Annotated in this window: 11 protein-coding genes; all 11 read right to left on the reverse strand. The window is 45.7% G+C overall.

Annotation, left to right across the window (positions count from 1 at the left end):
• The 11 genes from MUY27_RS09875 to MUY27_RS09925 all read right to left on the reverse strand — a co-directional run bounded on the left by MUY27_RS09875 (window position 1) and on the right by MUY27_RS09925 (window position 23,403).
• A complete protein-coding gene (locus tag MUY27_RS09875; RefSeq protein ID WP_245129850.1) occupies window positions 1-942 on the reverse strand; it encodes a glycoside hydrolase family 43 protein in 942 nt (313 codons plus the stop codon).
• Window positions 943-990: 48 nt separating this feature from the next.
• On the reverse strand, window positions 991-4,140 hold the full coding sequence (locus MUY27_RS09880; RefSeq protein WP_245129851.1) for a DUF6298 domain-containing protein: 3,150 nt from the start codon (window positions 4,138-4,140) through the stop codon (window positions 991-993).
• 16 nt (window positions 4,141-4,156) lie between these two features.
• The gene (locus MUY27_RS09885) at window positions 4,157-5,803 is read right to left on the reverse strand and encodes a polysaccharide lyase (RefSeq protein WP_245129852.1); all 1,647 of its coding nucleotides are present in this window, start codon (window positions 5,801-5,803) and stop codon (window positions 4,157-4,159) included.
• 403 nt (window positions 5,804-6,206) lie between these two features.
• Complete coding sequence (locus MUY27_RS09890; protein ID WP_245129853.1) at window positions 6,207-8,051, reverse strand: RagB/SusD family nutrient uptake outer membrane protein; 1,845 nt, start codon at window positions 8,049-8,051, stop codon at window positions 6,207-6,209.
• A gap of 13 nt (window positions 8,052-8,064) precedes the next feature.
• A complete protein-coding gene (locus MUY27_RS09895; protein WP_245129854.1) occupies window positions 8,065-11,319 on the reverse strand; it encodes a SusC/RagA family TonB-linked outer membrane protein in 3,255 nt (1,084 codons plus the stop codon).
• 94 nt (window positions 11,320-11,413) lie between these two features.
• The gene (locus MUY27_RS09900; RefSeq protein ID WP_245129855.1) at window positions 11,414-12,097 is read right to left on the reverse strand and encodes a DUF3826 domain-containing protein; all 684 of its coding nucleotides are present in this window, start codon (window positions 12,095-12,097) and stop codon (window positions 11,414-11,416) included.
• A 278-nt stretch (window positions 12,098-12,375) separates the two neighbouring features.
• Window positions 12,376-13,323: a dihydrodipicolinate synthase family protein gene (locus tag MUY27_RS09905; RefSeq protein ID WP_245129856.1), complete on the reverse strand. Its 948-nt coding sequence runs from the start codon at window positions 13,321-13,323 to the stop codon at window positions 12,376-12,378.
• A gap of 252 nt (window positions 13,324-13,575) precedes the next feature.
• Window positions 13,576-15,978, reverse strand: a complete 2,403-nt coding sequence (locus MUY27_RS09910; protein ID WP_245129857.1) for a glycoside hydrolase family 2 TIM barrel-domain containing protein — start codon at window positions 15,976-15,978, stop codon at window positions 13,576-13,578.
• Window positions 15,979-15,980: 2 nt separating this feature from the next.
• Entirely contained in the window at window positions 15,981-17,120 is a 1,140-nt protein-coding gene (locus MUY27_RS09915; RefSeq protein ID WP_245129858.1) for a glycoside hydrolase family protein, read from the reverse strand.
• Window positions 17,121-17,125: 5 nt separating this feature from the next.
• Window positions 17,126-19,873 carry a family 78 glycoside hydrolase catalytic domain gene (locus tag MUY27_RS09920; protein WP_245129859.1) on the reverse strand — a complete coding sequence of 916 codons (2,748 nt, stop codon included), beginning with the start codon at window positions 19,871-19,873 and terminating at the stop codon, window positions 17,126-17,128.
• Window positions 19,873-23,403 (reverse strand): malectin domain-containing carbohydrate-binding protein, encoded by a 3,531-nt coding sequence (locus tag MUY27_RS09925; protein WP_245129860.1) that lies wholly within the window; start codon window positions 23,401-23,403, stop codon window positions 19,873-19,875. Before MUY27_RS09925 ends, MUY27_RS09920 begins: the two co-directional genes overlap by 1 nt.
• Between the last annotated feature and the right edge of the window lie 3 nt (window positions 23,404-23,406).

The raw sequence follows: 23,406 nt of genomic DNA on the forward strand, positions 1-23,406 counted from the left end.
TCAATCTTTAGATGCTCCCGCCGCTTCTTTCAGTTTGTTTAACGTTTTACGGTCTACTTTGAAAACCGTCCCATGCTTATGGCCCTTTGGGATATCTACCTCATCGGTAATATTCTTGAAGGTCTTGAAATCCCTCGTTAGCACGGCGCCATAGCGTTTTGCCTGGTAAGAATCGTAATAAATGATCCAGTCATCCCCAGCTTTGATGGCACAAGGGCCTTCAGAGAAATTTTCGGTGAAGGGTTTAGAATAATTGTGATAAGGTCCAAGTGGGTTTGTTGCAAAGGCAACCAGTATATTGCGGTTAGGCCGTGTATTATCTTTCATCACCAGCACATAATCGCTCTTTGCCCGTTTCAAGATCTGCGCATCGATGACGCTGAATTGCGGATCAAGAAAAAGTTTAGACGGTGAGAACGTTTTAAAATCTTTAGTGGTGGTATAATAGAGGCGATGATTATTCCGCTCATCTTCCTGCCCTTTTGGGAAGCGGAATGGAATAGTGGAAGCCCAAACGATGATAAATTGTTTCTGCTCATCGTCATAAAAAAGCTCCGGCGCCCAGGCGTTAACCGTTTCCGGCTCGTTAGCCATCACTTCTATGTGTTGCTCTGCCGACCAGTGGATCAGGTCTTTTGAACTGGCATAACCTATCCCCTTGTCGTTCTTCCAGCCGGTTGTCCAAACCAGGTGATAAATGCCATCCGGTCCCTGGGCGATGGATGGGTCGCGCATGATTTTAGCCTCCCCTACCTGCGGCTTCAGGAAGATATGATTCAGCTCTTTCCAATGGTAGGCATCGTAGCTGTAAAGAAAACGCAGGCCGCTATCGGCAGGTTCATGGAAAGACGTGAACAGGTAAACGCTTTTCGCACTCCGGCAAGAAGTGAATGCAAGCGTTACCAACAATATCAAAGTATAGTATTTTATACCCTGCAACATTTTATCTTTCTCATAAAAGCCGTGATGATACGGCGTTGGTTATAATTGTTAACTTTTACTTACCCAAAGCACATATGCACCGTTACCGGACGATTTTACCGTGGTATTGCCATTGCCCTTTTGGGAAGTGGTTTGATATACTTTACCATCAGCCGGATTAATCCATTTTAGCTGATAAGTAGTGTTTGCATCTAAATTCAGTGTTGCTTCCGCACCAGAGTTACTATAAACTACGTAACCCTGCCTGCCGCTTAGCAACCATTGTCCGTTAGCACCGGCAACCGGGCCTACAGGCTTCATACCGGATACGGCTTTCAGCAAATCCTTATCTGTAGTTGCAGGCAATACCGGTAAAGAACCACCTGCCATCAGCACTGCCCAACCAAATTTGTCATATGCGTCTGCAGAGTATAAAACGGCTTTCTGCGGATATCTGTCGCGGTATTCACGAACGGCGCGATAAACCTGTTCGGCAGAAGTAGCTTTAGGCTTAAAAACGCGTTCCTGCTGGCGCGGCGCTAAGCTTTGCCCGCCCGGAGGCGCATAAACATTTCCGTTTGCCTGATAATACCAGTAACGGATGTCGATTACATCGATAGTACCCGCTAAGACAGCATCGGCAAGCATCCCGTCCTGAACATCTTTAGTAGCACTCAAGCCAATCAGCTGTTTTTTCTTGTGCGTTGCTTCCCAGTTCTTCACCGTCTCTACCCAAAACTTCATAAAGCTAAGCGGACCGGTATATTCGGCACTGGTGGTTTGGATGACACCATTGTTGTTCGCGAAGTTATCCAGGCACTTATTAATGTAGGCAATATGCAGTTTACGACGGGCCGGATTGGTTACATCATAAAATTGTTCGGCCATAAACTGGCGTTTATCACCCGCATAATTTACCGGCTCGGGGAAACCAGTATTGTTGATGTTGTTAGCCGTACGCCACGGAAAATCTGTGTAATGTGCACCTGCTTCAATAATGTTATGTTGAAAATAGTTCTGGTGCATCAGCACCAGTCCGCGTTCATCTGCCAGATCGGCAAACTGTTTTAAGCGGTTCCAGTACCATTGGTTATACTGCGTCAGATCATATTTACTTAAGCCATCATAGGCAGACTGCTGTCCGCTGCGTGCAAAAGGCAGTTCATAGAACGGCGGCCAAACATCGCCATCTGCCCTCCTTATCCTTTCGTGATCGTCACGACGGCGTTCATACCACAAACCGTAATTATGCTCTAATACAATGGTGTTACTTTTCTGCATCCAGTTGGCAACCTCATTTAGGTCGTCGGTTAAACCCGTTCCAGTGCGGCCGGGTACCCAGCGGGTAATATCGGGCTTCGCCGTTTTTTCGAGGTAAGCAGGCTTAATGCTTCCGTTCCACCAAGGTGTTTCGTAGTGGCGGCCCTGCAATACTTCGCTCCCCCTTACCAGCCAACCATTGGCAACCGTTAATGCAGATGCACGCGGTGAGGCTGCAGGTGCTTTAACACCGAGCTCATCGATGGTCTTCACACCGTTTGAGGAAACAGGTATGGGGTTACGCGCCGATGCTCCGGCTATCCAGTCTTTAAGGGTGAAGGCAGGTTTTCTGGCTTCAATTACCAGCGGGGCAGCCTGCTCTGCCGTAGGGCTGCTGGATGCTTCTGTACTGATATGCAGTATGCCTGCTTGTTTTTCAATATCCTTTTGCAGGCGGTTGCTTAGCTGTGCATAGAACAGGCTCCGCGGATTGATAGAAGCGTTCGATTCTTCCCAATAACCATTCCCACCGAACTGCGCCCATGTACCAAAGGCCCAGTTTTGTGCACCGGGCGGGCGGTAATTATCTACCCTGGCGGCAGAACAATTCCAGAAAGTACTGTTTGCCGCGCTCCAACCCCCGCCCTGGTTATCCTGCTCCAGGTTTTTATAAACCAGGTTCTGGCCGTCCATATAAATCACATCGAACAGCACCCCGGATGCCCAGCTATCGATGGCGCCGCTATAGCTATGCGGATGCTCCGCCATACATTGTACAAAGGCATTTGGCCCCGGTGCACAGAAGCCTACCGCAAAATCGTGGTAGCCGTTATCAGCATATAAACGTTGAAATAAGGTCTGCCCGCCCATTGTCCAGAACGTGTAGCGGCGCTGCCCGCCAATCTCCGACACCGGCATGGCAGAGCGGCAGTCTTCCACCGTTACGCGATTCGCCGTTGGCAGCACATAAACTGCAGACCCGGCAAAATGCTCGAAAGCTACCTGCCGGACCCAGGCGTCTGAAGCATTTTCTATGGTAATGGCCATCCAGCGATGGTCTTCATCTTTTGGGTTGGTCTTGTTGTATTCCGATCTCAGTAACAGGTTTTCTACGCCCACCTGGTTAATGCGCCCATCCCATTGGTAACGGGCGATAGTACCGCCACCGTAAGCAGTATCAAGCGCAGTAGTAATGGGGGCATCAATGGTGATGGTGTTGCCGTCTACCTTGGTAATCACCCTATCCCATGTAATATTGTGGTCGCCGGGCTTCCAGCCTAAAGCACTTAAACCACCACCAAAAGTTTCTGTACCTAACAGGTTAATCCAGGCTGCCGTACTTGGCCTTTTAACCAGGATATGATCTCCTGCTTTTAAGCTACCGGCAGCAACAACATGAAATGAAATCGAATTAACGGGGACGTATGTATCGGTGATTTTCACATCAGCTTCGGCAGCTAAATCATTTTTACCGGCTACATTGATCAGCGTTTCACGGTCTGTACCCGCACAGATCAGCATGGTACCACTTTCGGTCATCCCGCTGCCGCGGAGTACAACACCCGAAGATTTAATTTTTAGACTTCCTTTTACCTGGTAAATACCTTTACCTAACAGTACTGCACCTTTAATACCGTTTTTATCCGCCGGTAAACCTGCAACATAATCCAGGGCGGCTTGTATTCTTACAGTGGCATCGCCGGGTTTTACCGGTACAAAAACTTTAACAGCAGCATCAGGAATGGGAGCTTCAGACGCCATGTACCCGCAGTAGGAATAATCGGGCACACGGTCGCCCTTTTCATCTGCTGTATAAACAAGCTTCCCGTCCTTTTGTACCAGGACGGGAGAAGCCGGTTTATTATTTTTTTTGTTGTTTTGAGCTGCTACAACCCATGGTTGCAAAACCGCTGCAGCAAGCAGACAGCCCCAAACACCGATATTAAACTTAAAATTCATAGTTAAACAGGTTCACCTATTTCTGCGCAACAGGCAATTTAGTTTCCCCTTTTTCGGCAACTGTATTTAAATAAACCTCGATATTGGTATACCCACCACCATTTTTAGCCGGTGCGCTGGCATCTGCCGCACTCTTAGGGTTCAAACCATGTTTGATTTCCCATTCGTCCGGCATACCGTCGTTATCGCTGTCCTTATAAGGTGTCCCCTTATAATCAGGGTAGCCACCCACCTGCCATGGCGCCGTAATGATGCCCAGTTTATAAGAGTCTTTAGGCAATTTACGCACTTTAAACTGGAATACCGTATCGGTGTTCATCTCCTTGTAAGTGATCTTACCGGTTCTTACCTGCTCTACAATACGTTTGTCAACCGCATCGCGGACAGGCAAAGTAGCGCCCGCGTTGACAAGATTATAATTAAATGCCTGCTGAGCGGATAGAATGGTTATCGGCGGCATGGGAAACGGCACGTCTGATTTCATGTAATCCTTGTACTGCCCGGTGTTAGGTAGAGTTTCTACCTGTATACCGCCATTCCAGTTGTCTTTAGTAACTTCCGGATATCCTTCCATCACATTACCCACAGCGTAAACCCTACCGTAAACCTTTTCTTTAAGCTTACTACGACCCGATTCCGGTTTCAGGATACGATGCCCTACCGGTTCGTCTTTCGGCGTAACCGGCCCAGGTTTAAAGTAGTTATTGATGATGTTATAGTTAGTGGTATAATCGCCGCCATCCATAGAACGGTGATGCCAGTTAAATACCACGTTATTCACAAAGTTATATACACCGTTCCATCCTACTGATGGATTACGGCCGGTATTATCAGCCCAAATATTACGCACCAGCGAACAATTCTCGCCACCGGTAGTGCTACCAAACGAGTGGTTCCAGTAATCCAGCGCTTCTGAGTAGATACAATTCTGAACAGTGATGTTTACAGTACCTAATTTTTCTTCCTTAGAACCATCGCCCGGGTCGAACATGTGGCGATACATCGAGAAGTTTTCGTCAAGTCCCCAACTTGTAGAACAGTGGTCTACGATGATATTGCCTACCGGGTTACCACCTAACGAATCATCTCTGCGGCCAACATTAGTTTCGCCCCTTCTGAAACGCATGTAACGGATAATCACGTCGTGCGTATTTACCCATACCGATTCTCCGGCAATACATACCCCATCTCCCGGAGCGGTTTGCCCCTCGATGGTAACATAAGGTGCGCGGATCATCAACGGTGTTTTAAGCCTGATGATACCCGCCACGTTAAATACAATAATTCTGGCACCGCCCTTTTCGCAGGCTTCGCGTAAGCTGCCCGGTCCGTCATCTGCAAGCGTGGTTACTACGTATACCTTTCCGCCACGACCGCCGAAAGTAAATTTACCACCGCCCTCTGCACCTGGAAATGCAGGTATCTTGGCTTGTGGCAGGTCGGTAGGTCTGGCCGCCCAGGGCACAAATACCTTACCGCGACGCTGGTCTGCCTGGATGATCGGCAAAGCCACCTGCCATGCAGAATCAGAATGCGCCTGCGCAGCCTTCATCATGGCTTCGGTTTCCTGTTTAACCTGTTGTGGAATGTCCGGATACTGTGCAAAGGCAGCATTAGCAGATAAAGCAGCAACGGCCAGTAACGGAAGAATCTTGATTTTCATATTCTAAATTTTTCAACCTGCACCTGATTACACCTTCTGTACAGCTTTTCCTAAAACGCTATAGACCACGTTTTCGCACTGTTTTAAAGTTAGATAATTAAGACTTCAGGTATTTTAATTGGTAATTCTACTTCTTCAAATATGCACCTTGCCGCTACCTTATTACTATAAAATGTTGACAAGGTTTTATATGATTTTAGCATTTTAGAAACCCACACCTAAGTTGCGTAAAAATTATCTCAAATATGTTACAAAACATGCCAATGCATACAAAAAGCAACTTTTTCGAAATCGATTGTACATCATCCAAAACCGAACAATTGGCAACATCATACAAATACCCCAACTTTTTAAAACAAAAAAGGGGCGCAAAGGCCCCTTAGATCTTATATAAGTTATATCACTATTGCAATGGGTCAAAAGGCCCACCCCAAGTATTATTTTGCTGTAGGTTAGCGTTATTGCGCAGGGAAGCAGTTGGGATACCAAAGAAGTAATCAGCAGTTTGATAAGCAATGTTATAGCTATCTAACGTTTTGGTCTTCACGGTGAAATAAGTGCTGTACAACTGGTCGAAGTTGGTGTTAGCCAAACCGTCCCTGGTACCTTGAATATAATCTGTACCGCTGTTGTTGTTTACCAACTGGAATATCACACCCATTCTTCTTTTACCGTTCAAGGTGCTTTCGATCAATTTACGACGACGAAGATCCCAATAGCGTTTACCTTCGAAAGCAAACTCAATTTGTCTTTCTTTCATAATCGCATTGATCATCTGGTCGTGGTTCATGTTTGCTGTTAAACCGTACAGGTTATCAGAACCTGATTCGATACCTGCACGTTTACGGATAGCGATCAGGTTAGCATAAGCTTCCTGGCCCTGACCTAAGTTACCGATCTCTGCCGCGCACTCTGCCTGGTTCATGAGCACTTCTGCATAACGGATCTCGATCCAGTCGGTACCAGAATACAGGAAGTTCTGACCGGTTAATGTTGGGTCTACCGCTTTGCGCAGATATAAACCGGTTGTTGTTGGGCCGGTAATTTCTGTGCTTGATGTAGTGGATGTACTGTTGGCTTTGTTATAGTACTGGTAAGTCCAGATTCTGTAGGCCGAATTACCACCAACATACCAGTTAGCGCCGTTATAAGCAATGGTCTGTTCAAAGCGCGGATCGCGGTTTTTCCAAAACGTCTGGGTTGAATAAGAGTACTTTGAAGTCAGGGTATCCTTTCCGTCTTTCATGGGAAATGCCCTTGCTAGGTCCCAGGTCGGTTGATTAGAGCCACCTGTAGTACCTATGTATTTAGGAACCGTATTGTTAGCATAAGAGTTTGAATTTGCCTCGATATCCGCCGTTTTGGTATTGTAACCTGTTACCAGCACCGCTTCCGGGTTTTGAGGCCTGCTACCGCTCGAACTGCCATCTGTTGTCCACATGGTTACGTCCCATTTAGGATATAATCCGAAACCATTAGCTGAAAGTACCGACACCGCCTGCGTATTGGTCTGATAGGCAGCCTGCCATCTGGCCATATCGTTACCAGGATTAAACTGAGGGCTGGCGTAAGTTAATTGTACCCGGCCCTTAAAAGCCAGCGCAGCGCCTTGCGTAATGCGACCATAATCTGCATTGTTGGGCCATTTTACCGGTATATATTTAATACAGGTATCCAGGTCTTTTACAATCTGCGTGAAGGTTTCGGAAGTTTTGTTACGTGGAAGCAAAGCTGCCGCTTTAGCTTCATCGCCCACCGCATCTAACGGCGTTAACACTAATGGCACGCCTCCGTATAATTTTACCAATTCGAAATAACGGTAAGCTCTCCAGAAAAGTGCCTGCGCTATAAAACGTTTCTTCTGAGCATCTGGTAATGTACCGGCGTTAACGTCGCGAATGAACATGTTAATGGTACGGATCTTCACATAGTTACCAGAAGTATTGGAAGTACCGATGTCAGTAACGTTGTCTACAGTAACAGTACCCTTTACATAGGCGTTATCAGAGTATTGCTCATCTGTTAAGCCCTGCAATTGCGTACTGATGCTTCCGTTGGAATTTCCAAACCAGGCCGGCTGATTTTGGCCATAAATATAGTCTACACTTAATTTTGTGGTAGTAGAGTCGTTATAAACCTGACTGGCAGTAAAACTACTCAGATCTTGTTTATCAAGCGTCTTTTTACAGCTGGTAACCGCAATAGAGGTTACGCCTGCCGCTAATATGATTGTTGTAAGTTTTTTCATGATCATCCAGATTTTAGAATCCAACATTTAAACCGAAAGAAAACGTTCTAAGCGCAGGGTATGTGGCCAACGCTGAAGCAAAATCGCGGTAGTGACTAGGGAATGGATTGATAAATTGAATTGGGTTGGTTGCAACCGTGTATAACCTGATGTTAGATAAGCCCAGTCTGTTACTGATCTTGCTTGGAAGGGTATAGCTTAATGTTGCGTTTGTAATATTTAAAGTGGTTGAAGACACCAGCCAGAAATCGCTATCCTCGTAAATACTTGAGAAATAAGGGTTAGGATATTTTGCATTTGGGTTAGTCGGTGTCCAGTGGTCGGTCCAGTATACGGCACGGTTATCATAGGTTGCTACGCTGTTACCGCTTGGCGCAGTAGCTTTAATACCACCAATACTTGTTTTGCCACCCCATGCCATACCCATTACCACATTAAGGTTAAAGCCGGCATACCCTAAGCTCCAGTTTAAACCAAGGCTATTATGGTTGCTAGAGCGTTTGCTCACGTAGGTTTTATCATTATCGTCAATAATGCCGTCGCCGTTAACGTCAACATAGTTGATCATACCTGGCTGAACAAAATCATTTTTGATCTTCACTTTAGAAGCACCACCTGCTGCAGCTGCTCTTTCTGCAATAATTGCATCGGCATCTGCCTGGGTGCGGATAATACCTAAAGATTTAAAACCGTATAATCCCTGGTCGCTTGACTTTCCGGTAAGATCACGAAGGGTACCTACGTCACCAGAGGCTACGTCGATCAGAACATTCTTGTTATCAAACCAGGTAAAGAACGGCGTAAAGCTGTATGTGAATTTCGATCCGATATGATCTCTCCAACCGGCAGAAACCTCATAACCGAACATATTCACAATGTTATGGTTCTCTGTAGGTACGGCCGCGCCAATGGTTGCCGGCACGGAAGAGCTTAATGTAGCAAGTAAATTATAACCGTGGTTCCAGAAATAATCGCCTGAGACAGTCAGACGGTTTTTCAGGAATTCCATATCGAAACCATAATCTGTTTTAGTTACGTGATCCCAGGTAACATCGGCATTCGGGATAGCCACGTTTGTTTTGATCGCAATACTTCTAACATCATTGTTAAATACTGCACCGCCGCTGCTGCCTGTACCCAGGTTATATGAAGCCATGTACTGATAAGCTTTAGTAGCATCTGTACCGGTTATACCAACGGAAGCACGCAGTTTAAAGAAGTCCATCCATTTCACATTTTTCTTGAAGAAGCCTTCCTGAGAAACTACCCAGCCTACTGATGCTGCAGGGAAACTACCCCAGTTATTGCCTGGCGCAAAGCGCGAGCTACCGTCTGCACGGTATACTAACTGTAAGATATACTTGTTGTCGTAGTCGTAATTCAGACGTGAGATAAAAGACTGAAAGCCATTTTGTCCTAACTGACCTGATTGCGTAGAAGTTTGCGTACCTACGGTAAAGGTTTGATAAGGCAACGCCCCTACTACCACACCCTCTGTCATGGCAGCTACACCTTCTGTACTATTTTCGCGTTGCTCCCATAATGCCAGCACCGTTAAATTATGCTTGCCGAAAGAACGGTTGTAATTTAAACCGGCATCTAACTGATATGAAGGTGAGAAAACAGGATTCAAGCGAACGCGGTCACCATTCTTAATATTAAAAGTATTTACCAATGCACCACCAGGTATGTGGTTGTTAGCACCGGTACCTGCATATTTAAAGTATTGGAAAGTTGTACCGAACTGCTTGTTGTTAGAGCTGTTGATATTCTTATTAATAGTAGCGGTTGCTGATAAACCTTTAATGCCTGGGATTTCATAGGTAACTTTCCCAAGCATGTTCATCACATAGCTTTGGTTTGAAGTAAAGTTATTTGAGTTCTGTACCAGAAAGAAGTTAACGTTTTCAATACCACCGCTGGTGCTTGGGCCTAGTATTACCGGGTTGCCATTTATGTAGTATTGCTGCCATGGGTAAACTAATTGTAGTGATGCAACGTCGTTGTCCAAGCTTTCTGTAGTACTGTTTAGCTTGTACCAGTAACTTTTTGAAAAGTTTACGTTATTGCTTAACGATACCGAAACATTTAAACCCTTAGTTGGCTTTGCATCAATATTCGCCCTTAAACCGTATTTATAAGAGTTTACACCCTTAAAGTTAGAGGTTTGATTTACATAATCGCCACCGATGAAATAGTTTAATTTATCTGTACCACCACTCATGCTCAGGGCTTCGCGATAGACATAGGCATTGTTGAACGCTTTGTCCAGCCAGTTTGTACTGTTGTTAGCGAAATAATCCATCTCATCAGTAGTGTAGTACTGGGTTTCTTTATTACCGGTGGCCACCCCCTTGTCGTATTTCATTCCGTCAACAGGGCTGATATAGCGTTGGGTAATATCATAAGGCACACCAGGTGTGCTTGTGGCTCTCCAGGCAGCATCCAGGTAATCATTAGTGAACTGCGCTAACTGCGTAGAGTTCATCATTTTTGGCAATTGAGTTGCGTTAGATACACCTACAGAACTTGCAAAACTGAACTTCGGCGCACCAGATTTACCTCTCTTTGTACGAACCAAAACCACACCGTTAGCACCCGACACACCATAGATAGCAGCTTCTGCATCTTTCAAAACAGATATGCTCTCCACCTCGTTCTGATCCAATGCCTCGAAATCGGCCTGTTTCCTGATCACGTCGTCAATAACGTAAAGCGGGTTGGTGCCCTGCTCGCTATCTTTACCAAAAGATACCGGGTTACGAATAGTGATGTTTGCGCTTTGGCCAGGACGGGCAACGCCACCCACTACAGAAACGCCCGGTGCAGTTCCTCTCAACGCTGCACTTAAACTTAGTGCTGGTACGTCTTCTACTTTTTTGAGGTCTAAAACAGAAATTGCACCAGTTAAGGTAGCTTTCTTTTGCTGTCCGTAACCGGTAACTACAACCTCGCTCAGGTTATTAGCTGCACTTGGAACAAGCCTTACGTCCAGCGTAGTTTTGTTTGGAGCAAGTGTTTGTTCCTGGTAATTGTAACCCAGGTAACGAATGCCCAAGGTAACATTCTGCATATTGGAAACCTTGATAGAGAATTTACCGTTCACATCTGTTTGTGTACCTGCGGTACTTCCCTTTACAAGAATGCTTACCCCTATCAGCGGTTCATTCTTATCGCTGCTGGTTACCGTACCGGTGATCGTGCGTGTTTGCGCCCGTACAGTAAACACCACAGCAAGGAATAAAAATAGTAAGTAAATTTTTTTCATAATCGGTGGTTAATACATAATTGGTTAAAAAATGGATGGTTTAATGGGTTAATAGATAGTTTATCAGTTATATCAATCAGGGGTAAATAAACTGCTAATTTTTAGGCGTCGCCTGGGCTTTGATCCGCTCCTGCCAGTCGGCTTCGGCTTTTTTCATATCAATCCCGGCTTTTGAAAGGTAATTATTGATCCGGCCTTTATATTTACCGAACCAGGCATGTTTCTTCTCTGATGTTTCGGCATCCATGGAATGTTCGCGCGCCTCGATCAGCCACTGCAGAATCTGGCTTTTTTGTTCTGCGGTCAGATCCGGCATCATTTGGTTATAGGCCTTGTAAGTAACGTTCTTTACGTTATAGGTCATGCCGTCTTTAACCTTATCTACCTGTTCAGCGCTAAGCAACATTGAAAGGCTGTCCAGATACAGCGCGTGGCGTTTATCTACTTTTGCCTGCACTTCGGCTGTAAGCTTGTCTAACCGCGCTTTTGCGGCATCTTTATTATCGGCCGCAGTGGCTTTAACTTCCTTTATCTGCTGGTCGCGCTGGGTATAAATATCATTCAGGCCGGTATACTGGTTAGCAATGATGCGGTTGACACGGTAGAATTTTGCCGAATCTGCAATGCCAAGCGTAGCAGTAATTTTGTAAGCCCGCTGGTTGATCATCTTTTGATAAGCCAGTTGTTTATCGGCAGATTGCTCCTGGGCGCGTACTTCAGTTACGGCAATGCTTACAAAAAACATAGCCAGAGCTAACAGATTGATTCTCTTCATCATCAAAAATTTTACTGCAATAATTGTCACAAGTACAATTGCAGCTGCCGTTAATCCTGACCACTAATTTTTAAACAAACGGTGTGTGACCGGTACGTCGCAAAATAGCAAGGTGGATTGGTTTACGGCTGTGGTTTATAATTTATAATCGTTTACTACAGCGAATTGGTTATTACAAATATGGCTGAGCCGTGGGGTTGTTCTTTGCTGTTTTTTATCTATTTATTATACAATGTTAGCATATAAACACTAAGCATCTCAGGCGATAGATCACCATGCTATTAAACGCCTATCACCTGTTCAATGTGGCACTGCTCGCTCAATAAATGATACTGGTTCATCAGCACGTCTATATCATGCTGCACCAGCGAAGTAAAGCTGCCTACATCCCTTCTGGTAAATATAGAAATATCTACACCACGCTTCTGAAGGCAATATTTCGCAGTAACCGGGTATACGTGGTGCATTAAGTCCATATTGTCTATCAAAAACTGTTGCACGGCATTTACCTGCTCTTTATACTCGATATTATCGTAATGGTTACACAACCATACAATTAATTCGGGAAAGTAATTTCCCTGGATACATGACAGTCCGGCCGACCCTGCTTTTAAAGATTCCACTGCATGTACCATGTAAGCATCGTACAATTTACACTTAGTGCCTTCAATAGCGGCTAATTTCTCGCGGATCAACTCAATATCCAGGCAGGTGTCTTTATGATAGATCACCCTCCCCGTTCTGGCGAATTTGCCTAATTGGGCAGGTGTGATCAATCGTTTATACGGTACCGGGCATTCATAGAAGCCTACAGGTACATCACCGGTAAGGCTCAACAACTGCATTACGTTATCTTCAAACACCTGATCCGCCTCATGCTCCTGCGCCAGCAGACCTGTAATTAAAATTACCGCCTGTACACCGGTAGCATACATCTCTTTTACAAATTCGGCCTGAGCAGCAATTGGCCCACCGAAGGTTCCGGTGGCCACTACCGGCACTCTGTTATTAGTCACCTTTAACACGTGCGCTACCACGGCAATACGTTCTGAGGGTGACAGCTCGAACATCTCGCTTGATAAACAATTGGCAAACAAGCCGCTTGCTCCCGCTTCTATGTAGGTTTCAGTCAAACGGGTTAAACCCATATAATCAACCTGGCCATCTTCTTTAAACGGTGTAAGCATTACCGGGATGAATCCATTTGTTTGTTGATCGTTCGCTATCATGTTCATAAAATATTACAAAAACTAAAACTCGCTAAACACCATTACCTGCAACAAAATAATATACGGCATCATCTTAAGAGGCTAGTTAAGGGCGAAGCAGTGGTCATTATTCGTTTAATTTAGAAAGCAATAAAACAGAAATGCTTTTTATAAAAGGTGATAAAGGCAAATTTATAAGGCTGTTAAAAACCTTCCTTACGCAATTTTTGCCTGCTATTGTAGGATATTATCCTTTTATGCGAAATTTATCGGTCAATTTTGCCTGATGGTAATCAGAGCTGGTTTCAAACCCGGCGCAGTCGCTTTAAGGGTGAGCGTACCGGCTTGATCACCCGCCTGTATAATTGCCAAACCCAAACCGTGAAAAACGCTATGTTTATTTCCCTTAAAAGATTCCAAACTTGCTTGCGCGCCATTATCCAACCCGGCGATCTTCCCTTTGCCTGTTAAACTAAAAGTGATCATATCGTTAGCATCAGGAACTACATTTCCAGCTGCATCCAGCACTTTAACCGTTATAAATGAAAGGTCCTTACCATCTGCCTTTATGAATAAACGGTCTGCAGAAAGCACTAGCTTTTCGGGCTTCCCTGCTGTTTTTACTTCTGCGGTTTTAACAACTTTGCCTGCCTGCCGTGATACCGCCTTTAAAGTCCCCGCCTCAAATGGCACTTTCCAATTAACATGCAAGTCGTCGCCGGTTTTCTTGCGTATACCAAGCGATCTTCCATTGAGATAAAGCTCTACTTCGTCTGCCTGGTTATAGTAGGCCCACACATCTATGGCTTGTCCTTGTTTCCAGTTCCAGTGTGGCAACAGGTGCAATACCGGCTTATCGGTCCATTCACTTTGGTACATGTAGTATACATCTTTCGGGAAGCCGGCCAGATCTACAATGCCAAAATAAGAACTACGTGCTGGCCATGGATAAGGCGTAGGTTCGCCAATATAATCGAATCCTGTCCAGATGAATAAGCCGGAAAGGAAAGGATATTTTTTAATGATCTTCCAGGTTTCTTCGTGTGTAGAACCCCAGTAAGCAGCCACATTATCATAGGCAGAAACTGCAAGTTCTGCATTGCCTTCTGTTAACGGCTTTTTAGCGCTTTGGGGCCAATGCCTGGTGGTGTCGGCAGGCTGATCATAATAGCCACGCGTTTCCAATGCCGACATGGTTTCGCTGCCGATGAAAGCTTTCCCCGGATAGTTTTTCTGAAAATCTGCATAAACTTCCTGGTGATAGTTCAACCCGATGACATCCAGCGCACCCGATTTATAAATGAAGTTCTTATCAGGATTAGCTTCGCTTAAAGCCGAGGTAACAGGACGAGTGGGATCGGCACGCTTGACAATATTTACCAGTTCTTTAGTGATACTGATCCCGGTGCTATCAAACTGTTCACGAATTTCATTCCCAATACTCCACATAATTATGGACGGATGGTTACGATCGCGCAGCACCTGGTCTGTCAGGTCTTTTTCGTGCCATTCAGGAAAATCCTTATAGTAATCGTGTTTGCTTTTTTTCTTCCGCCACATATCAAACGCTTCATCCATTACCAGGAGCCCCATCCGGTCACAAAGGTCGAGAAACTCGGGCGCCGGCGGATTGTGCGAGGTACGAATAGCATTACAGCCCATCTGCTGCAAGATCTGCAACTGGCGTTCCATAGCCCTTGTGTTAACAGCGGCCCCAAGCGCACCCAGGTCGTGGTGCATGCAAACACCTTTAATCTTAATATTTTTCCCGTTCAGAAAGAAGCCACTATCCGCACTGAAACGGAACGAACGAAGACCGATGTTAACCGTTTCATTATCTAAAATTTTGCCTGCCTTCACTAATTGCAAGTCTACTTTATATAAGGCAGCTTTATCTACCGACCATAATTGAGGTTTGCTAATAGTGACTGACTTATCCAGCACATTACCGACCACGGGTATATTGACAGATGCCACGACTTTACCTATAGGATTGTAAATATCGACCTTGACTGCCAGACCGCTTTCTACTGAATTGATCTGCGCTTTGATATGAACAGTTGCCGATGCAGCTGTTACCGTTGGGGTAGTAATGAAAGTGCCCCAGTTAACGAAGTGGCTTTTGGCCTTTGCCGTTAACCAAACATGGCGGTAGACGCCCGAACCGCTATACCAGCGCGAATTAGGCTGCGCCGAGTTATCCACTTTTACAGCAAGCACATTATCGCCGCCATAATCGAGGTAGGGTGACAGATCGTATTTAAAGGTGATATAACCATTCGGCCGCTTACCAAGGTAATGGCCGTTTATCCAAACTTCGCTGTTGCGGTAAACACCGTCGAAGGTAATGGTCACATCTTTTCCTTTATAGGCGGCAGGTACGGTAAAGGTTTTACGGTACCAGCCAATACCTGCGGGTAACCCGCCTTCGGCCTGGGTGGTATTATTTTTATCGCTAAACTGCCCTTCTATACTCCAGTCATGCGGCAGTTCCAGCTTTCGCCAATGCACATCATTATACTGTTGGTTGCGTGCCAAAGAATCATCGCCCAGGAAGAACTTCCAGTCGCGGTCGAAATTTTGTGTGATACGCTGTGCCATTGCATCATGACCGTAGAATGCCACCACTAACAATAGTACTAATAATATGCTAATATTGAATTTTGGAAAACGCATAGCTATGATTTCTTCTTAACTTTTGATGGTGGCGGAGCAACAAAATCAAGGGTACTTTTACCCATATCTTTCGACGTCGCAACGGCTATTCCCCTTTGGTCGGCTTTGTTGACCGCACAATAGTAGTGATATACTACCCCTTTATACTTTACCACAAAAGATTTATGGGCAAACATATTATCGTAAGGTTCTGATGACTCAATGAGGTTCGCGCCGTTCCAGTCCGTCCAGTTCACCAAATCATAAGAGCAGGCGAAACGGTTGAATGCGCCTCCCCTGTTTTGCCAGAAAGCACCAAAGTAGAACATGGTATAAACGCCGTTGATCTTTTGGATATAGGGGTCGCCGGTAATGCCTTTACCATGATCCAAAACCGCGTTCTTACCAAAACGCTTCCAGGTTACCATATCATCAGAAACAGCCATGCCAATACGCTCCGCCCCACGCTTACGGTCCACGCTATCGCCATTCGCATTATAATACATCACGAACGGATGGCCCGTTAGCTTCTCCTTATCCCATATCACCGTTTCCTTGTACATGGTGTGGTTATCATACCAATGTGCATCAGAATCGCGCGAGGTTAACACGGGATGATCCAGCCGCTGCCATTCGTGCGGCTTTGTAATATCTTTATCCGTATAAGCAATGCCGATAGAAAGTAATCCCTTCTCGTAACCTTTAGCTGTACCGCCGAAATAAGATAGCCAGTACTTCTTATTATAAAGTTGCAATTTGTAGCTGCCGCCCCATTTGTAATCCTGCAAGGCAATGTAACCCGCTTTCTGATTCGCATCCCAATCTTTGCTGTTTGTGGTATCAGAAAAGGAAAGGATGCGGCCTTTGGTATGCCAATGCAATAGATCTTTACTGGCGGCCAGCCAGGTTTCGTAACCGCGACCGTTGAAAATAATATAGGTCATGTACCACTTGTTACCCTTCCTAAAGACGCTTGGGCAGTCCAGCTTTTTAGAATTATCCACCGGTACTACCACCATCCCATACTTGTAAGGCGTTTTTACTTCGTCGTAAATCTGCTGAATTACCTCCTGCGGTACTTCCTTTTTGGCTTGCTGTGCCAGAGATGGTAATGTAAAACCTGCAACCAACAATATGATGAACCCAATTTTTTTGAACGTCATGGTATTTAGTTAACTGTAAACTGATAGGTTCCCGAACCAATTTCGACTACCGCCTTTTGCTGCACATGCTTCACTCCTGTCTTCAACACTTTTCCGTTCAGGCTGACCGGTGAAGTAGCTTTTGCAGGCAGATAAACCGTTGCCGTAGTATTAACCGGAATTTCTACTTTAAGCTTAAACATGCCCTTTGTTTGCTGCCAAGCAGTAGCAATTTTTCCGTATGGCGAATGGTAGCTTGCCCGTGCGCTGGTAATATCACCGACCACTTCGGGACGGATTTCGATTTTCTTAAAGGCTACATCGCCTTCTGCCTGGCATATACCACCCAGGCCACTGTAGAACCATTCCATCAAATGGCCCAGCATTAAATGGTTGTTGGAAACACCTGCCAGTGCCTGCCAAGATTCTGTTAACGCAGTCGCGCCTTTGGCCAACTGGTAGCTATAACCGGGAACATCAGAGCGATTATTCATTGCGTAGATCACATCCGATCGCCCGGCGTCATCTAATACCCGCAATAGGTACCGATAACCAATATCACCGGCTGTTAAACTGTTATTGTGCGATTTTAATTCTTCTACAATATTTTCGACCACCGCCTGTTTGTATTGCGGTTCTACCAGCCCCATGTAAACCGCCATGGCGTTGGAAGTCTGGCTTCCTGTTCCGTATTGTTTGGTCGAGCTATTAAAAAACGTTTGATTAAAAGCATTGCGGACTTTTACCGCTTCGGTTTTAAAATCATCGGCATCTGCCGGTTTATTCAGTAAGCGGGCTACTTTTTCCGCAATCGTCAGGTCGTAATAATAGATCGCGGTAGCAGTGATACCTTTAGTTGTATTTTGTGATAATCCGGGTGCTTTTTCGCCGATATCGTACCAATCGCCCAAGCCTTGCGTTAGGATATGATCTTTTGCTTTCCCTTTCAAATAAACCAGGTAACGCTTCATCATGCTATAATTTTCGGCCAGAACGTCTTTATCGCCATACCATTGATAAACGTACCAGGGCAGAATAATACCGTTGCTTCCCCATTCAGGCGAGTCCAGGAAGGGATTCGTAAAATGGACAAACTCCGGCGCAATCTCGGGGATCAGTCCTTCTTCGTTTTGCGCTACCCGCATATCGCTGATACACTTTTTGGCCAGGGTAGCAATATCATAATTGTAGCGGATAGAAGCCCCCATCAGGTGCGCTTCTTCCAGCCAACCTAACTTTTCCCGGTGGGGGCAATCGGTAAACACACTGGCCATATTGCTTTTAATTGCCCAATCAATTAATGAAAAAGTATTGTTGAACAACTCGTTTGAACAGCTAAAGCTTCCAGCCGCTTCTGCTGCATTACGCGTGTGTAAGCTTTGAATATCCAATAATACCGGCATATCCCCTGCCTTTTCTGAAGCTGCAAAAGGGACTGCACCTTCTACCTGCAAATACCTGAAACCGTAATACGTAAACTGCGGCTGCCACTCTTCCTCAACCTCGCCTTTCAGCACGTACGTAAAATAAGCCGGGCCGCCTGAGCCTTTCTGATTAGCGGTACCATCCGGATTGATCAGCTCTGATGGGGTGATCTTTACCGTATCGCCTTTGTGGCCTTTAACTTTGATATAAGGAATACCGGAAGCATTCTGCCCCAGATCAAACACCCATTTACCGGTGGTAGGATGAGTGGTTTTCACCGGTTTAAAATGATTGAAAACCTGCAGTGGTTCTGCTGTTTGTGCATTTAACACCGGCACACCGCTTACCTGTTTTGCCTTCTGCCATTGGCTGTCGTCAAAACCGGGCATGTTCCAGCCTTTTTGTTCTTTCGTAGCATCATAATCCTCACCGGCATAAATGCTGCTAAAAGTAACCGGACCGGGAGCCATGCGCCAAGTTTCGTCACTTACCACGTCGCCGGAAGTACCATCCTGATACTCAATCGCCAAACGGCAGATCATTTTTGGATACCCGTACGCGCCGGTTAGTTTGCGGTAACGCTTATCGCGAGGAATGTAGTAAAACCCATTACCCAGCATTATACCCAGCGCATTATTACCCTGTTTCAGGTTGGCTGTTACATCAAACGGCACGTATAATGCCTGCTGGTCATATTTTGTCCATCCCGGATCGAGGAAGTGATCCCCCAACTTTTTGCCATTAATGCTCAACTCGAAATGCCCCAAGCCACAAATAAACATGGTAGCCCTTTTGACAGGCTTTTGAATAGAAATATTCTTACGTATCAGCGGCAATACATCATTCGCAGCACCCAACTTTTTAGGCCCTTTGCCATGTATCGCCGGAACTATCCTTTCAGAATCCGGCAGTTCTTCATAAGCTATCCACTTCGCCCCTTTCCAATCCGTCTTCGATGGCAATCCCATCTGCCACTTCGCAATTTCACTTGTAGTCTGGTACTGATGATTATCCCAGACAATAACCCGCCAATAGTAAGTATGAGCAGGCTGAAGCTTAGCGCCAGCGTATTTTACAGAGACTGATGCAGAAGAATTTACTTTTTTACTATCCCAAGCAAGATGATTCTGCTGAAGAAACGCAACAGAATCGTCGGCTACCTGGATCTGGTAAGCCGTTTGAACCGTGTTGTTCTGGTTGGATTGCAGTTCCCAACTTAATTTAGGAGCCGCAGACTCAATGCCAAGGGGATTAGTCCGGTAATCGCACCTTAAGTTCGTCACCTTCAACGTTTGAGCAAACGTACTTAAAGGCAGCAAGAGCGTAATGATGTAGGTTTTAATTTTCACTATTGAATCTCTATTCCGGTGATGATTAATCCTCCCGCGTCAATCGGTGTAATTACCAGCCTATATTCACCGGCGTTTACACTGGTGCCTGTTGTAGTACCTGCCGTTGAGGTTTTGCCCGGCTTAAGCGTTCTGAATTGCAAGCTATCAGTCCTCATTATCGTGCCATCAGCCGCCAGCAGTTCTACTTTTGCAGTTAACGTTTTATCTGTGGTGTTGGCATATTTTACCCGTAAAGCGTATTGATCTGCCACACCAAGCGAGAATGGGAAAACTACTTTTCCGGTGGCATCCTTCTCAATCTTGATTACCTTCCTCGAGTTAAGTGTATCGGTTGTGATACCACTGCCTTCGACTTGAGCAATGTCTGCACGATAACTTACTGTCTTTTTTAGATCTGTGGCAGGTGCCATATGATCTACAGGTAGAGCAGCGATGAAATAACGTTGATCTGCCGGAACAAGCAAACTTTCGCCCTTAGCTAACCGCTTCCTGTACAACGAAAGATTAGTACCACCGTTTTCATCCGTTTGGACGTTTAACCCCGTTACCTCAAAGTTTTGTAACCAGGCCGGGCGATTACCCTGGCAGCCGATATAAATATGACAATCGGCATTGGCGTTAATAGTCGTGGGGTTTGCTTCGCCTTTATCAGCAGCTTTTATCCAGCTTGCCCCGTAAAGAACAGGCGGCAGGTTTGCGATAGTTGCCTTGCTATCGGTGTAAACTTTATCACCTAAATCCAACCATTCACTAACCAAACCTTTTGTTGTACTAATAACTGAAGAAGTAGCTTGCGGCGCAGCGTTATTATTCTTTAAAGAACTAATCGCTATAGCCGAAATAATAGCCTCACCGGCCTCTGCATTCGGGAAGGCTATGTTTAGCTTCCCGCGGGTTACGTGTGCCGTGAAAGTCTTTTTTAAGGCTGTATTGTAACCAGCTTCTTTCCAGATATCTAAACCTTTTACGACTGTTTTGCCATTTGCTGCGACATCAAACAGGCGCCAGCCCGCACAATTCATATTGGTAGCGCCATACCAGGGCTCATTAAAAAACAGTTCTACCCGGTAGTCGCCGTCTTTTAGTGGGAAGTTATAGTTCAGCTTGCCAATCCCAAACCGGTAGGTCTGGAAAAGCACGCCATCTGCAGTGCCTTTTATCGGGTCGAACGTTCTTTGCTGGCTGCCGAAATAAGCGGGCATATCTTTAAAACTATCCGTCCAGGAACGTGAGCCGAAAGAATCATCGTCATTACGATGGGTATCTGCTGCCCAGGTATTGCCGTAACTGTCTTTATATTGCGGACCGCCACAATTAACCCGATACACATAATGATAACCCGCCGCAGGTTTTAAAATACTTTTATCCTGACTGTATAGCTGCTTTGCATGCGGCGCTTCGGGCAGGTGGTTCAGCACGATGTAGTCTTTTGCAACGGCCTTGCCGTTCACATAACCAACTGCATAGAGCACGTTGTATTTAACATCCACCCCGTTCCACAGGAAGTGCGTTCCTACAGGGCCACGCTTCTTTTTGCCAAACGATTGCTGGTTGACATCGTTAAAAAGCTCTACCTCATCGCAGTTGGAATACACGCTGATGCTATCTTTTTCACCCGGTGTTAACCAACGGTTTGGCCAGGTATGCGACACGATGTACACCATCGGTTCTTTCGTTTTCGACACATAATTGCTACGATACATGTAGAAAACGTCCAAAGGTTGCCCCCAGGCTGTAAACAAGCCTTTGTAGTTAACGGGACCAATCCGGTCAAGTTCTCGCAAACCTTCGCCCCCCTGCGACCGTCCAGGGTTTTCGTGCGAATACAATAGCCACTGGAAATGCCCTGCTACTTTATCTTTTACCGCTTCGGCCAGGCGCACTTTAGTTTCCATGATCTGCGCCATACGGTCTTCGCTCAAAACAGTAGTTTTAGAGAAATCGCCCGAAGTGTGTAAATCCAAACTTCTCCAAGCGCCATACTCGCCGACCAACAACTGCTTTTGCAGGTCCTGGCTATACGTTAACGGGTCGCCTCCATAGGTGCCCGTCCAGTTTTGCGGCACATCCCAATCCGTTCCTTTGCCACCGTTGCAGGTGGTGATTTTTCTTTGAGATGAAGCCGTAGGGTCAAGCTGACGGATGATGGCTGAACATTCTTTGGCAAAATCTTCGGGCAAATGGCTCTCATTCTGCAATCCCCAAAGAATATTCGACGGACTGTTACGCCGTTCTTTTACCCAATCTTTCAGCAGCGATTTAAAGCTTTCGCGAAATGCGGGTGAATCATACCAATTATGGGCAGAAAACTGCGGCCACCAGAGTATACCACCCTGATCCCAATACTGCTGGTATTCCAGGTTATGCGGCTGATGCGCATCGCGGAAGGCATTAAACCCTGCCGCCTTTACCTGCATTACCCGTGCTTTAATTTCTTCCGGACTAAAAGCATGACTTTTGCCCATCAAATGCTCGTATTCTGCAATACCATTGATGAACACCGGTTTGCCATTTAGATAAAACCGGCCGTCGCTATTGGCTTTACCGATTGGCCAACTGATCCAGCGGATACCGTAGGGAGTGGTGACGTGATCGACGATCTTACCGTTGATCTTTACGTCAGTTACCAATTGATACAGGTAAGGATTTTCTAACGACCACAAATGGGTGCCGCTTACGGTTAGGTTTTGGGAAACAGCTTGTGAGGCACCATTAGCAATATTAACATTACTTTGCGTTTGCGCCACTACCTTGCCAGAAGCATCTTTCAGCTGATTTAAAACCTGAACATTCACTGTACCCGGGTTGTAATTCTTCAGTTCGGTTTCGAGGTTGATTCTGGCCAGCTTATCATTAACGGTAGTGTCATTCCAAAGATGAACGCCGAAGGGCGCTACCCTAACCGGATTGGTGATCATTAAATGTACCGGTCGAAATATGCCCATCGGCTGGGATCCTTCGGAAAAACCGGGATCATCCGAGCATCCGCCGCAAACCCAGGGCAAGTCGTTAATAAACGCAGGATGATCCGCCCGCACAGCCAGGTAGTTGGTTCCACCGGACTTGATGAGATTGGTTACATCGAGCGTAAAAGTGGTACGTCCCCCGGCATGATAACCCGCTTGCTGACCATTTAGCCAAATGGTGGCGTAAGAGCTTACGCCCTCGAAATACAAGAAATATCGTTTCCCGGCGGGCTGCTTATCTACCTTAAAAGTTTTGGTGTACCAGGCGTAACCATGTTTGTTACCATGTTTTAAACGGCGATAGCCCTCGTAGGTATCCCAGTTATGCGGAACGTTAACGTTAATCCAATCCTTTTTATTAAAGCCAGGCTTTTCAAAACCATTGTAAGCGTTTTTGTCCATTTCGCTGGCAATTGTCTGCCAGTTGCTGTTTAAGCTAATATCTTTCCGGCTCTCCTGCCCAAAAGCGATAAAAGGCAACAGCAATACAGCAAGGCCGGTCAGGAAATTCCCCAGGCGACGTTTATTGTAGCGGATATGTTTTTTACAAATACTGCCCATCTA

The organism is Mucilaginibacter straminoryzae (genome assembly GCF_022953055.1).
GTDB lineage: Bacteria > Bacteroidota > Bacteroidia > Sphingobacteriales > Sphingobacteriaceae > Mucilaginibacter > Mucilaginibacter straminoryzae.